Below are 13,085 nucleotides of genomic sequence, written 5' to 3'. Positions count from 1 at the left end.
GGGAGGGTCCCTACCATCGAGGGGTGACTTCGACGGGGGAGCAGCCGGCGGTCGGCCCGATGGAGGCCGCCGTCGCGCCCGCCGCCCTCGGTCTGCGGGCGCAGCTCGTGCGTTTCGTCCTCATCGGTGGCTTCGCCGCGTGCGTCGACCTCGGGATCTACCAGCTCCTGCTGGTCCTCGGGGTCTGGGCGCCGCTGGCCAAGGGCGTCTCGTTCATCCTCGGCACCACCACCGCCTACCTGCTGAACCGGCGCTTCACCTTCGCCTCGTCCTCCGGCGGCGGCGCGAAGTTCGTGGGCTTCCTCGTGCTCTACGGGTCGACCTTCGCGGTGAACGTCGGCGTCGCGTCCCTGGTGCTGCACCTGATGGACGCCCCGACCGTGGGCACGCCGTTCCTCCCGGCCTTCGTGTCCTGGTTCGTCGCGCAGGCCTGTGCGACCACGATCAACTTCATCGTGATGCGGACGGTCATCTTCAAGGACTGATCGGCCAAGATCTCGTTCCGCCGCGCGGAGTGGGGCGGGGACCGAGCGGTCCGCTCATCTCGTGACGATCTTGCCGTCACGAGGGTGGAACCGGATCGGCCCCGCCGCCCTCCAAGGTGGTGTGAGCACCGATGACCGGGAATTCCGACTTCGCGTCCTGATGAGCGACCAGGACGGCCTCGCCACCCTCGAGCAGGCCCGCGACCACGGGGTGAGCCGCGAGGCCGTGCAGCGGCGGGTGGCCGCGAAGGAGTGGCTGCGCGTCGCGCCACGCGTCGTGCAGGACGCCTCGCACCAGCTGACGCCGCATGCGCTCGTCCGGGCGGCCGTGCTGTCCCTCGGTGATGACGCGGTGCTGGTGGGGGACAGCGCGGCGTGGTGGTACGGCCTGCTCGAGCAACGCCCCCGCCGCGTGGCGGTCGCCGTGGGCCGGACGGCCCGCCGGCGCGCACGACCCGGCGTCGACCTCGTCCTGCGCGACGTCCCGGCACGCGATCGGACCCGCCACCGCCGGCTCGCCGTGACGACGCTCGCGCCGACCGTGCTCGACGCGGCCGTGACGCTGGGGCTGATCGAGGGCGCGAAGCTGCTCGACACGGCGCTGCAGCGGCGGAAGGTGACCGTGGAGGGGCTCCGGGCCGCGCGTACACGCCGCTCCGGGCGTCCCGGGGCCCAGTTGCTCGCCCAGTTGCTCACCCTCGCGGAGGGCGGGGCGGTCTCGGAGGCCGAACGGCGCACGCACGCGCAGCTGCGGGCCGCGGCGATCGTGGGGTGGGTCGCGAACCTGCCCGTCGACCTCCCCGGCTTCGGTCGCGCGGTCCTCGACGTCGCGTTCCCCGAGCTCAAGGTGCTCGTCGAGGTCGACGGGTGGGCCTACCACCGGGACCTCAAGGCCTTCCTGCGCGACGCCGCACGGCAGAACGCGCTCGCCGCGGCCGGCTGGATCGTCGTCCGGACCAACTGGCACGAGGTCACCGGCACGCCGGAGATGTTCCTCGCCCACCTGCGTCAGGTGCTCGCGACGCGCTCGTGAACGACAAGATCCTGTTGCAGTGCGCGGAGTGGGGCGCGGACCGAGCGGTCCGCGCGGTTCGACGGGATCTTGCCGGTTCCCGACGGCGGGTGGCGCGCCACCCGCCGTCAGGACGTCACCTCTCCGGCGACGGGATCCCCGGCGGCGGGTCGCCGATCTCGCCCTCGCTCTGGTGGCCCCAGACGGTCTTCTCGCCGTGGACCACCTCCGGCGCCACGGTGTTCGGCGCGTACGGCTCGAGGCTCTCGATGCGGCCCCAGTCCAGGGACGCCTCGCCCTCGAGGTACGACGGCACGTCCTGCTGCCGCTCCAGCACCTCGATCCACCCCATCGGCCCGCCCGCGGAGGGCTGCGACCACGTCTGCCCGCCGATCCGGAACTGCGAGGCGTCGGCGATCAGGCGGTAGGTCGGGACCTCGGCGATGCCGTCGGTGACGTCGAACGGGCGCAGGCAGGGCGACGCGAACTGCACCGGCCACTCCAGGTAGCCCGGCTGGTTGCCGACGGCCTGCGTGAACGGCACCAGCTGCGGCCCCCGCATCGGTGCGATCGCGAGCCAGCCGTCCGGGCCGAGGGACCGGTCCTGGGCGACGAGGCGGACCTCGTCGGCGGTCGCGCCCTTCGTCGTCGAGAGGTTGACCTTGATCTCGCGCCACGGCGGCTCGTTGCCGCTACCACCGCCGAGCTGGTCCTGGCCGAGGATCTGGATGCGGCCGTCGGGGGAGCGCTTCGCGTACTGCAGGAACAGGCTGTTCCCGCCGTCGAGCCGGCCCGCCACGGAGATCACCAGCGGTGTGGTGCCGTCCCGCAGCGACGAGTCCACCGACTGCCAGGGCGTGCGGAGCGTCCCGGTGCCCCGGCCCTCGGCGTCGTAGGTGCCCTGGACCTGCGAGGCCAGGTCGTTGCGCAGCGTGTACTCGTAGCCGGACACGCCGGTGCCGCCGCCGGTCGGCGGGACGCCGTCGGGGCGGAACCCCTCGTTCACCGGCGTCGGGTCGACGAGCTGCGCCAGGGGGCTGGACGCCGGCACGGTGTCCGGCGGGAGCGGTGCGGGCTGCTGGCCGGGGGCCAGCGGGACCTGCGGCGCGACGATCGGCAGCACGCCCCGGGCCGAGGGCACCACCCCGGTCGGCGACGGCGCCGGCGGCAGGATCCCGGCGGCGGGGCTGCCCTCCACCTTGACCTGGTCGGCGAGCCCGCACGACGTCGAGAACCCGTGGCGCAGCACGTCCCCGCCGAGCGAGAAGCTGTCCCACTGCTTGTCGATCGCCTTGCCCATCGACGCCATCTGGAACAGCACGAGCGCCCCGCAGACGACCGCGATCGGCGCCGACCCGATGCGCAGCGCCCGGGCCCGCCGTTCGAAGGCGCTGCCCGATCGCGACCCGCGCACCTTGCGCACCCGGTCGCGCAGCGGCGCGCTCGCCGTCGTCAGGAAGCCCGTCCCGGACGACGGGGCCCGCTCCTCCGGGATGCCCCGGAGGTGCTCGATGGCGGCCACGACGAGGAAGAGGAACGCGATCCCGAGCAGCAGCGTGGAGGCCTGGTGCCCGTCGTAGGACGGGGGCTTGTCGTTCCAGGGAACGCCCCAGTTGTTCGTGTACCACCAGGTGTTCGGGCCGGTGAACGCGAGCGCGAGGGTCGCGAAGACGGCGGCCAGGAACAGCGAGCGGTTGCGTCGCGAGCGCAGCACGTCCGAGGAGGTGGCCAGCGCGGTCAGCGCCGCGATGCCCGAGCCCAGCGCGGCGAACGCGCCGAAGTGGTGGGTCCACTTGGTCGGGGTCAGCGCGAGCACGAGGAAGCCGAGCAGCGTCGTGCCGATCAGGCGCTGGGACGGCCCGAGGGCGGCCCCCTTGATGCGGTTGCGCCGCAGCAGCACCACGAGGCACACCACGAGCCCGAGGATCAGCAGCAGGACCGGGGCGCGTCGTTCCAGCGAGCCGTCCGCGGAGACCGAGAACAGCGACTCGTACCGGACGACCTCCTGGTACCAGGTGTAGTTCGGCCCCAGGTTGAAGCGGACCCGGTTGGCCTCCATCACCGCCGCGTACGTCTGGTCGGCGAAGATCGCGACCAGGACGATCAGCCCCGCCGAGAGGATCGGCAGGAGCACCGGCAGCCAGCCCAGCCGCGCCACACGCTCCTGGACGAGCCGGAACAGCGGGCGCGCGGCGGCCAGGAACGGGGCGACGGCCATGAGGCCGGTCGGTGTGGCGGCGAGCGCGAAGGCGGCCGCGACGAGGCCGAGGGCGACCGGCGCGAGGCGGCGGGTGGCCACCGCCCGCTCCACCGAGCAGAACGCGAGCAGGGCCGAGATGACGGCCACCGGTTCGGGCCGCAGCCCGTTGTTGAACGGCAGCCAGAACATCAGGAAGACCATCGCCGCGGCCCACCCGGCCGCCTTGGACCGCCGGACCTGCTGACCCAGGCGCGGCAGCATCTCCCGCGAGATCAGCACCCACGAGACGATGCCCATGAACACCGACGGCAGGCGCAGCCACAGCACGCTGTCGCTGACCTGCACCCACGCCGCGTAGAGCTCGTAGAACCAGCCGAACGGCGCTTCGGGGACGTTGAACCAGCGGTAGAAGTTGCCGATGTAGCCGGCGCTCTCCCGGCCGCGGGCGATCCCGAGGATGTAGCCGTCGTCGGAGGTCTGGGACCCGATCACCGCCCAGACCGCGAGGCCGGCGACCACCACGCCGTCGCGCCAGGTCGGCACCCACCAGCGGCGTGGGGCCAGGCGTGGCGCCCGGCGTCCGGCCCGCGTGTCGAGCACGTGCAGGGCCCACACCGCGCCGAGGAAGCACAGGATCGCGAGGACGCCCGCCGCGGTCTTGAGCACCGTCGCCGACGTCTGGAAGCGGGTGTCCGGCGTGATCGAGACGCTCGTCCCCGACGTCGGGTCGCGGGACTGGTCGAGGTCGGAGTAGATCCCGACGACCTGCGGGCGGAAGTCCCCGCCCAGCACGGTGTCCGCGCCGGCCCCGAGGTTGAGGACCGTCTCGTCGAAGTCCGAGGTGATCGTGACGTTGCACGGGCCGCCCGGGACGGGCTCCTGAGCCGCCTGCTGACCGCGGTCGGCGATGGTGAGCTGCCCGCCGTCGACGAAGACCTGCATCCCGACCTGCGCGCCCTGCGGGGACAGCGGCGGGGTCGTGGAGAACACCGTCGCGCGCTGCGGCGAGCGGGCGTCGAGGCTGCGGATCGCCGCGCAGGGGATCGTCGCGGTCATCGACTCGGGCCGGAACGCCACGAGCGGCGCGTCGACCGAGCGGGTGCCCGTGGTGGGGCTCGGCCACTGGATCGTCGCGGTGTCCTGGGTGACCGGCAGGAACGGGAACAGCAGCGCGAGGACCGTCCCGAACAGCCCGAGGACGATCGCGACCCAGCGCCACCGCCGCAGCACGCGCTCGTCGCCCGTTCCCGACGACGGGTCGGGGCGGCTGCCGTTGCTGCTGCGGGTCGCAGCGGGCGGGACGGAGTCCGAGGTCAGCACGTGGTGCGTCCTGACATGGGGCGGGGAACCTCCGGAGGGGGGAGCGGGGTGGGGCTCATGCGCGGCGGAACCTCTCGCGACGACCGAGCCGGACCAGGCGCAGCCACTCGCGCAGCGCCGCCGGGTCGCGGCGCTCGACGAGGAAGTACCAGCCGAACCGCAGGTGCTCGATGGCACCGAGCTTGCGCAGTCCGGGCTGCGCCAGCAGGTAGCCGCGGTTGCGGTAGGTGTAGTACCGCTTGGTCGCGTCGCCCGGGTCCTGGGCGTGCAGACGGCCGCCGAGCATCGGTTTGAACTCGTCGGAGCCGTCGGGGTGGACGTAGGCCGTCGTCAGGCACGTCCCGTAGGGAAGCCCCGAGCGCATGAGGCGGCGGTGCAGCTCGACCTCGTCGCCGCGCACGAACAGCCGCAGGTCCGGGACCCCGACCACGTCCAGGGTCTCCGCGCGGAAGAGCGCGCCGTTGAACAGGTGCGCGATGCCCGGCATGAGCTCGCCGTCGCCGAACCCGTCGAGGTCGCTGCGCCGGCGCACCCAGGTCAGGCCGCGGCGCAGGGGGAAGGCCAGGCGTTCCGGGTCGGCCGCGTCGGCGATCACCGGCGAGACCTCGGCGAGCCCCCGCCGCTCCGCGACCTCGAGCAGCGTCGCGAGGACGTGCTCGTCGGCGGGGCGGCCGTCGTCGTCGGCCATCCAGAGCCAGTCCGCGCCCTGCGCGAGCGCGGTCAGCATCCCCAGCGCGTAGCCGCCGGCGCCGCCCAGGTTGTGCCGCGAGGGCAGGTAGGTCACCGGGAGCCCGCAGCCCTCGACGACCTCCCGGGTCTTCTCGTCGGGCCCGTTGTCCACGACGACGAGGTGGTCCGGACGGCGGGTCTGGCCCGCGATGACGGCCAGGCCGTCGGCCAGCAGCTCGGGGCGGTGCCGGGTGACGACGACGGCGACGATCGAGGTCATGAGCGCGCCGGCTCGTCGTCGACGACCGGCGCGCGTTCCCGGCCGATCCGCTTCAACGTCTCCGGGCTCAGGGTCTCGAAGAGGTCCCGACCCTTGTAGTGGCTCACCACCTCGCGCAGCGGCCCCTGCTCCTTGATCTCCCCGGTGTCCATCCAGATCGCGGTGTCGCACAGCTCGACCAGGAACTCGTCGGAGTGCGAGGCGAACACGAGCATCCCGGAGCGGTCGACGAGGTCGCGCAGGCGGTCGCGGGCCTTCTCCAGGAACGCGGCGTCGACCGCGCCGATGCCTTCGTCGAGAATGAGGATCTCGGGGTCGATCGAGGTGACGACGCCGAGTGCGAGCCGGACCCGCATCCCGGTGGAGTAGGTGCGCAGCGGCATCCGCAGGTAGTCGCCGAGCTCGGTGAACTCGGCGATCTCGTCGACGCGGCGCTCCATCTCCTTGCGGGACATCCCGAGGAAGAGCCCGCGGATCAGGATGTTCTCGAGGCCGGAGATCTCCGGGTCCATCCCGACGGCGAGGTCGAAGACCGGGGCGACGCGGCCGCGGATCCGGGCCCGGCCGCGGGTCGGCTCGTAGATGCCGGCGAGCAGGCGCAGCAGCGTGGACTTGCCGGCGCCGTTGTGGCCGACGAGGCCGACCCGGTCGCCCTGCTGGAGGTGCAGGTCGATGTCGCGCAGCGCCTCGACGACGGGCACCTTGGCGTCGGTGATCCGACCGCCCGCGCGCCCGAGGACGGACTTCTTCAGGGACCGGTTCTTCGCGTCGAAGATCGGGAAGTCGACGCTCGCGCCCTGGACATCGATCGAGACCATCTGACTCACACCCAGTACGCGACGCGGGATCGGTAGTTGCGCAGCGCGATCAGGGCCAACGCCCAGCCGACCACGGTGATCACGCCGACGACGGCCCAGTGCGTCCAGCTCTGCACCTGCCCCACCAACGGCGCCCGGAAGATCTCGATGAAGTGGTAGAAGGGGTTGAGCTTCGCCAGCTGCTCGACGATCGCCCGTGCGCTGCCGGGCTCGCCGCCGCGGAGCAGGTCCGGGGTCCAGATGATCGGCGTCATCGTGAAGAACAGCTGCATGAAGCTGGAGACCACCGGCGGGATGTCGCGGAAGCGGGTCGCGATGATGCCGAACAGCAGGGTCACCCACAGCCCGTTCGCGACGATGACGACGAACGCCGGGATCGCGAGCAGTGCGGTCCAGCTCAGGCCCGGGTGCAGGACCCCCTGCGTCCCGTCGGCCATCCGGTTGATCATCCGGTACGGCTCGTCGAGCTGGCCGAAGAAGATCGCCAGCACGATGACGTAGACGACCACGTTGTGCGCGAAGAACAGGACCTGCCGCCACACCGTGCGGAAGACGTAGATCATCAACGGGGCCGGCAGGAAGCGGATGAGGCCCTCGTTGGCGATGAAGGTCTCGGTCCCCTCCAGCACGCAGGCGCTGATGAAGTACCAGATCATGAAGCCGACGGTCACGTACGGCATGAAGGTGCCGATGGGCTGGCCGAACAGCTGCGAGTACAGCCCGCCCAGCGCCGCCGCCGTCACGGCCATGGAGATGGTGATCCACAGCGGGCCGATCGTGGAGCGCCGGTAGCGCTGCTTGATGTCCTGCCAGCCGAGGTGGCCCCACAGCTCACGCTGGGCGATCGCCTGCCGGATGTCGTGGAACGCCCGCCGCCAGGAGCGCGGGGAGGCGCCGTGCAGGTCCGGCCCCGCCTCGTCGGCGCCCGACGGATCGTCGGCGCCGGGACGCGCGAGTGCAGGGACGGCCACGGCGGGTGAGCGTACCCGTGCCCCTCAGAGGTACTGGCCGGTCGTCCCCCCGCCGCCGACCTGGCCGGACGCACCGTTCGAGCCCGCCGGGAGTCCGCGCCGCATCTGCTCCAGCTGCATCCGCGCCGCCATCTGCTGGGCGACCAGCGCGGTCTGGATGCCGTGGAACAGGCCCTCGAGCCAGCCGACCAGCTGGGCCTGGGCGATCCGCAGCTCGCCGTCGGTCGGGGTGGAGTCGGCGTCGAAGGGGGCGATGATGCGGGCCAGCTCCTCGCGGAGCTCCGGGGAGAGCGCGGACTCGAGCTCGGCGAGGCTCGACGCGTGGATCTCCTTGAGCCGACGACGGCTGGCGTCGTCGAGCTCGGTGGCCCGCACCTCCTCGAGGAGCTGCTTGATCATGGTGCCGATCCGCATGACCTTCGCCGGCTCCTCGACGGCGCCCGAGAGGTCCTCGCGCTGCTCGTCGGACTCCTCGGCCGCCCCCTCGGAGGGCATCCGCACGGTCCCGACCGGGGTCCCGTCCGGTCCGACGATCATGACCTGGTCACCCGCGGCCACGCTCGACTCGTCGCTGGGCTGCTCGCTCATGCCGACCATCCTGGCGGATCCGGGGCCGGGGTGACGGCTCCCGGTGTGGCAGCGAAGCGTCGTTGCTGTCATTCAGTGGCAGTGACGCCGCATCGTCGGACCAGGGCCCGGTGCTCAGCCGGTCGAGCCCCCTGCCGACGGGGAACCTCCGCCGATCGAGCGCCGGGCGGACCGGGCTCGGCTACGGCGTGAAGCCGACGTACCGTACTGGAGCATGACGGTCGACGTCGCTCGGGTCCGGGGTCAGGTCCCCGCGCTCGGTGACGGGTGGGTGCACCTCGACGCCCCCGCCGGGATGCAGGTGCCCGAGCAGGTCGCGACCGCCGTCTCGTCCGCGCTGCGCGCCCCGGTGTCGCCGCCCGGTGGCGTCTTCCCCGCCTCGCAGCGGGGCGGGGCGATCGTCGACGCGGCCCGGCGGGCGGTGGCCGACCTCGTGGGCGCGGAGCCGAAGGGGGTCGTCCTCGGCGCGTCAGCGGCATCGCTGCTCGACCGCCTCGCCGAGACGCTGTCCTCCTCGTGGGCGCTGGGCGACGAGGTCGTCGTCTCCCGCCTGGACGACCGCGCGAACGTGCTGCCCTGGACCCGCGCCTGCAGCCGCGCCGGTGGCGCCGTGCGGTGGGCCGAGGTCGACATCGAGACCTGCGAGCTGCCGAGCTGGCAGTACGACGACCTGCTGGGCGCGCGCACCCGGGTCGTCACCGTGACCGCCGCCTGCAGCCACCTCGGCACCCGCACCGAGATCGCGGCGATCGCCCGCAAGGTGCACGCCCTGCCGGCGCCGCTCTCCGGGGTGGAGCCGCTGATGGTCGTCGACGCCTCCGCCGCCGCGCCCTACCTGCCGTTGGACCTGGAGACGATGGGCGCCGACGTGCTGGTGCTCTCCGCCGCGGCCTGGGGTGGGCCGGCCGTCGGGGCCCTGGTGTTCCGGCAGCCCGAACTCCTCGACCGCCTCCCTGCCGTGTCGTTCGACGCCGCCGCCCGGGGGCCGGAGCGCCTCGAGGTCGGCGACGCCCCGTACGCGCTGCTGGCCGGGCTCGTGGCCTCGGTCGACCACCTCGCCGAGCTCGACGACCGCGCCTCCGGCTCCCGCCGCGACCGGGTCCTCACCTCGATGTCGTCGCTGCGGGCCCACCACGACGAGCTGACCGCCTACCTCGTCTCGGAGCTGCGCTTCCTGCCGGCCGTCTCGGTGATCGGCGACCCCGCCCGTCGCATCCCGACCGTCGCCTTCGTCGTCTCCGGGCGGACCGCCCAGGAGGTCGCCGAGCGCGTCGCCGACCAGGGCGTGTGCGTCCTCATCGACCCCGGCGACCAGGGCGCGCTCGAGGTGATCGGCGGCGCCGAGATCGGCGGGGTCGTCAAGGTGGGCCTGGCGCACTACACCTCGCGGGCGGACGTGGACGCGCTCGTCGGGGCGCTGTCGCGGCTGTAGTCGCCTCCCGGGACGTCAGCAGTGCGGCCATGCTGACACTGGACGTCACATTCGTGGGTGGTACGAGCCGCCGTCAGTCGTCGCGGTGCACGTCCTCCTCGTCCCGCACGACCAGCAGGATCTTCCCGACGACGCCGCCGTCGTCCATCAGCTCGTGGGCGCGGGCGGCGTCCTGGACGGGGACGCGCTCGTGGACGATCGGGCGCACCCGGCCCGACTCGACGAGCGGCCACAGGTCCGTCCGCACCGCCGCGACGATGGCGCCCTTGCCGTCCGGGCCGTCGGTCGGCCGGCCCCGCAGCGAGGTGGCGGCCACCGAGAGGCGACGGGTCAGCATCTTCGCCAGGTTGATCTCGCCCTTGGCGCCGCCCATGAGCCCGATGATCACCATGCGGCCGCCGTTCGCGAGGGCGTCCAGGTTGGCGTCGAGGTTGCGGGCGCCGATGTGGTCGAGCGTGACGTCGGCGCCGTGCCCGTCGGTCGCGTCCTTGACGAGTTCGACCAGGTCACCGTGGTAGTCCAGGGCCGCGTCGGCGCCGAGGTCGCGGCAGATCTGCAGCCGGTCCTCGTGACCCGCCGTCGCGAGCACCGTCGCGCCCAGGGCCTTCCCGACCTGGATCGCGTGCGTCCCGATCCCGCCGCTCCCGCCGTGCACGAGCAGCGTCTGGCCCGAGCGCAGCCCGGCGGCGAGCACGAGGTTCGACCAGACCGTGCACGCGACCTCGGGCAGCCCGCCCGCGTCGGTCAGCGACACCCCGGCCGGGACCGGCAGCAGCTGCGCCGCCGGCACCGCGACCTTCTCCGCGTAGCCCCCGCCGGAGAGCAGGGCGCACGCCTCGTCGCCGACGTTCCAGCCGCTCACGCCCTGGCCCACGGCGCTGACCCGTCCGGAGCACTCCAGCCCGGGCAGCTCCGAGGCACCCGGCGGCGGTGGATAGTTCCCCTGCCGCTGCATGACGTCGGCCCGGTTCACCCCCGCCGCGACCACGTCGAGGACGACCTCCCCGGTCCCGGGCTCCGGGTCGGGCTGCTCGGTCCACTCGAGGACCTGCGGTCCCCCGGGCTCACGGATGGCGATGCCGTACACGACGGCGGACGCTATCGGCCCGGCCACGGCCCCGCAGAAGCGCTGACCACGGCCGGTGAGCCGTGCATATGATGGAGGAATGTCGCCCTCGGAGGAGCCTCGCTGGCTCGACGCCGAGGAGTGGCGTGCCTGGCGGAACTTCATCGCGGGGCAGGCCCTCCTGCTCGGCCGCCTGGGCCGCGAGCTGCAGGACGGGCACGATCTCGCGTTCGCCGACTACGAGATCCTCGTCCGGCTCTCCGAGAAGGCCGACCACCGCCAGCGGATGACGTCCCTGGCCGAGGAGGTCGTCGCGTCGAAGTCCCGCCTGTCCCACCAGGTCGCCCGGCTCGAGGGCCAGGGCCTGGTGCGCCGCGAGGTCTGCGACTCCGACGGGCGCGGCGTCTTCGCCGTCCTCACCCCCGAGGGCTTCGCCCGCCTCGAGCGCGCCGCGCCGGACCACCTCCGGGGCGTCCGCGAGCACTTCGTCGACCTCCTCGACGAGGACGAGCGCCGCGTCATGGGCGACGTCTTCGAGCGCATCGTCGCGAAGCTCCGTCCGTAGGAGGGTCTTCCCGACGGCGGGTGCCCCTCATCGCCTAGCCTGGCTCGCGGAAGCGTGGCAGAGCGGCCGATTGCATCCGCCTTGAAAGCGGACGTCACGAGAGTGACCGGGGGTTCGAATCCCCCCGCTTCCGCCCTTCCCGACGACGGGTCAGGCCGGGTCGAGCTCGACCTCCACGTGCACGTCCGTATCCCCGTCGCGGACCGCTCGGGCGTGCCCGGACCGGTCCTCGCCGCCGAGGCGGACCGAGATCGGCCCGCCGTCGCCGAGGAAGTTCCGCCACCAGGTCTTCTGGCCTGGGGCGCCGATGCCGATCCAGACGTGGTCGCCGTCGCGGCGGTAGGCGACCGGCAGCGAGTAGACCTGCCCGGAACGGCGGCCGGTATAGGTCAGGACCGCGAGCGATCCGGCGCCGACCCCGGAGCGCACGAGCGGCAGCATCACGCGGTTCAGCAACGAGGCCGCGGTCTGCAGGAACGTCACGCATGCACCCCCGACCGGCGTCGCTGCACCAGCAGGAACGCCACGAGCATCGCGATCAGCACGAGGCCCATCAGCAGGATCGCGATCCCGTCCCCGACGAGTCCCGCGAGGCCCGCGCACACCAGCACGCCGACCGCGCCGGCGATCGCCAGGCCCGGCACCAGCGAGCCCGAGGCCCAGGTCAGGCGGCGGAGCAGGGTCAGGACGACCAGCACGATCGCGATCGGCACCGCCACGGAGAACGCCGCCACGACCGGCGAGACGTGGGCGATGTGCTCCTCGACGTCCACCGCCGCCTCGATCCCGCCGCCCACCGCGGCGACCGCGCCGAACACGAAGTAGTGCCCGTAGCCCCAGGTCAGCGCCACCCGCAAGGAGGTGAGCCCCTCCTCGTCACCACCCAGGAAGTAGATCCACCACAGCCCGGCGACCACGAACAGCCCGCCCAGCCCGACCGCCAGCAGACCGAACGAGAAGCCGCCCTCGTTCAGCGCGCCCGCGAAGGCGTTGGTGATCCCGAGGATGACCTCACCGAGCACGATCAGCGTCAGCAGCCCGTACCGCTCCGCGATGTGCTCCGGGTGCCACGGCGTCGCCGGGCCACGGTTCTCCGCGACCGGCGGCAACGACACCTCGGCGACGATCAGCACGACGACCCCGATGAACACCCACGGCGACGGGATCAGCAGCAGGAGCACCCAGAGGACCTGGAGCACCGTCAGGCCGAGCGCGTACGTCCGGCACACCTGCGTCCGCGAGGGATCACCGGCCGCGGCGCGCAGCCACAGGGCGACCATCGCGACGCGCATGATCGTGTAGCCCAGGATCACGGTCCCGAGCTCGCCGCGGAACACGTCCGGCACGCCGACCGCGAGCACCAGGACGCCCGCCATCTTCAGCAATGCCAGCGCGCGGTAGGCCGCGTCGTCACAGTCGTACGCCGAGGCGAACCACGTGAAGTTGATCCACGACCACCAGATCGCGAAGAACACCAGCAGGTAGCTCAGCAGGCCGGCGCCGACGTGGTTCTCGGCGATCGCGTGGTGGAGCTCGGCGGCGGCCCGGGCGATCGCGACCACGAACGCGAGGTCGAACAGCAGCTCCAGCGGGGACGCGGCGCGGTGCGTCTCCTGCGGGTCGCGCGCCCGCATCGGGCGGCGCCACTCGGTACGGGGGCTCGTCACGCCCGGGATCGT

At 72.9% G+C, this 13,085-nt stretch carries 12 protein-coding genes and 1 tRNA gene; 5 read left to right on the top strand and 8 right to left on the bottom strand.

The window, feature by feature from the left end:
• The first annotated feature begins 23 nt into the window (after positions 1–23).
• Together QRT03_RS01600 and QRT03_RS01595 are read left to right on the top strand one after the other, a co-directional pair.
• Complete coding sequence (locus tag QRT03_RS01600) at positions 24–485, top strand: GtrA family protein (protein WP_345783227.1); 462 nt, start codon at positions 24–26, stop codon at positions 483–485.
• A 160-nt stretch (positions 486–645) separates the two neighbouring features.
• Complete coding sequence (locus QRT03_RS01595; RefSeq protein ID WP_286050670.1) at positions 646–1,518, top strand: DUF559 domain-containing protein; 873 nt, start codon at positions 646–648, stop codon at positions 1,516–1,518.
• 115 nt (positions 1,519–1,633) lie between these two features.
• Here the strand turns inward: QRT03_RS01595 and QRT03_RS01590 are convergent, their stop codons facing one another.
• Genes QRT03_RS01590 through QRT03_RS01570 form a run of 5 tightly spaced genes read right to left on the bottom strand, consistent with a single transcriptional unit; the run spans position 1,634 to position 8,343 of the window.
• A complete protein-coding gene (locus QRT03_RS01590) occupies positions 1,634–5,017 on the bottom strand; it encodes an arabinosyltransferase domain-containing protein (protein ID WP_286050669.1) in 3,384 nt (1,127 codons plus the stop codon).
• Between the two features lie 55 nt (positions 5,018–5,072).
• Positions 5,073–5,966 carry a galactofuranosyltransferase GlfT1 gene (glfT1, locus tag QRT03_RS01585; RefSeq protein WP_286050668.1) on the bottom strand — a complete coding sequence of 298 codons (894 nt, stop codon included), beginning with the start codon at positions 5,964–5,966 and terminating at the stop codon, positions 5,073–5,075.
• Positions 5,963–6,784: a galactan export ABC transporter ATP-binding subunit Wzt/RfbE gene (wzt, locus tag QRT03_RS01580; RefSeq protein ID WP_286050667.1), complete on the bottom strand. Its 822-nt coding sequence runs from the start codon at positions 6,782–6,784 to the stop codon at positions 5,963–5,965. Before wzt ends, glfT1 begins: the two co-directional genes overlap by 4 nt.
• Before the next feature lie 5 nt (positions 6,785–6,789).
• Positions 6,790–7,755 (bottom strand): galactan export ABC transporter permease subunit Wzm/RfbD, encoded by a 966-nt coding sequence (wzm, locus tag QRT03_RS01575; protein WP_425604768.1) that lies wholly within the window; start codon positions 7,753–7,755, stop codon positions 6,790–6,792.
• Positions 7,756–7,779: 24 nt separating this feature from the next.
• Positions 7,780–8,343: a bacterial proteasome activator family protein gene (locus tag QRT03_RS01570; RefSeq protein ID WP_425604767.1), complete on the bottom strand. Its 564-nt coding sequence runs from the start codon at positions 8,341–8,343 to the stop codon at positions 7,780–7,782.
• Positions 8,344–8,557: 214 nt separating this feature from the next.
• Between QRT03_RS01570 and QRT03_RS01565 the strand changes: the two genes are divergently transcribed.
• Entirely contained in the window at positions 8,558–9,775 is a 1,218-nt protein-coding gene (locus tag QRT03_RS01565) for a cysteine desulfurase-like protein (RefSeq protein ID WP_286050665.1), read from the top strand.
• Between the two features lie 73 nt (positions 9,776–9,848).
• On the opposite strand, the gene QRT03_RS01560 is transcribed toward QRT03_RS01565, so the two are convergent.
• Positions 9,849–10,862, bottom strand: coding sequence for an NAD(P)H-quinone oxidoreductase (locus QRT03_RS01560; RefSeq protein WP_286050664.1), 1,014 nt, complete (start codon positions 10,860–10,862; stop codon positions 9,849–9,851).
• A 79-nt stretch (positions 10,863–10,941) separates the two neighbouring features.
• Here QRT03_RS01560 and QRT03_RS01555 point away from each other — a divergent pair, with 79 nt between their 5' ends.
• Positions 10,942–11,406, top strand: coding sequence for a MarR family winged helix-turn-helix transcriptional regulator (locus QRT03_RS01555; protein ID WP_286050663.1), 465 nt, complete (start codon positions 10,942–10,944; stop codon positions 11,404–11,406).
• A gap of 48 nt (positions 11,407–11,454) precedes the next feature.
• Positions 11,455–11,539: transfer RNA gene (locus QRT03_RS01550), tRNA-Ser, on the top strand.
• A 17-nt stretch (positions 11,540–11,556) separates the two neighbouring features.
• Here the strand turns inward: QRT03_RS01550 and QRT03_RS01545 are convergent.
• Entirely contained in the window at positions 11,557–11,889 is a 333-nt protein-coding gene (locus QRT03_RS01545; RefSeq protein ID WP_286050661.1) for a nitroreductase/quinone reductase family protein, read from the bottom strand.
• Entirely contained in the window at positions 11,886–13,073 is a 1,188-nt protein-coding gene (locus tag QRT03_RS01540; protein WP_286050660.1) for a low temperature requirement protein A, read from the bottom strand. Before QRT03_RS01540 ends, QRT03_RS01545 begins: the two co-directional genes overlap by 4 nt.
• Positions 13,074–13,085 lie beyond the last annotated feature (12 nt).

Origin of the sequence: Actinomycetospora termitidis (assembly GCF_030286555.1) — a bacterium.
Classification (GTDB): Bacteria; Actinomycetota; Actinomycetes; order Mycobacteriales; family Pseudonocardiaceae; genus Actinomycetospora; species Actinomycetospora termitidis.
The sequence above is the reverse complement of the archived record's forward strand: the minus strand, read 5'-3'. Positions and strand labels throughout refer to the sequence as shown.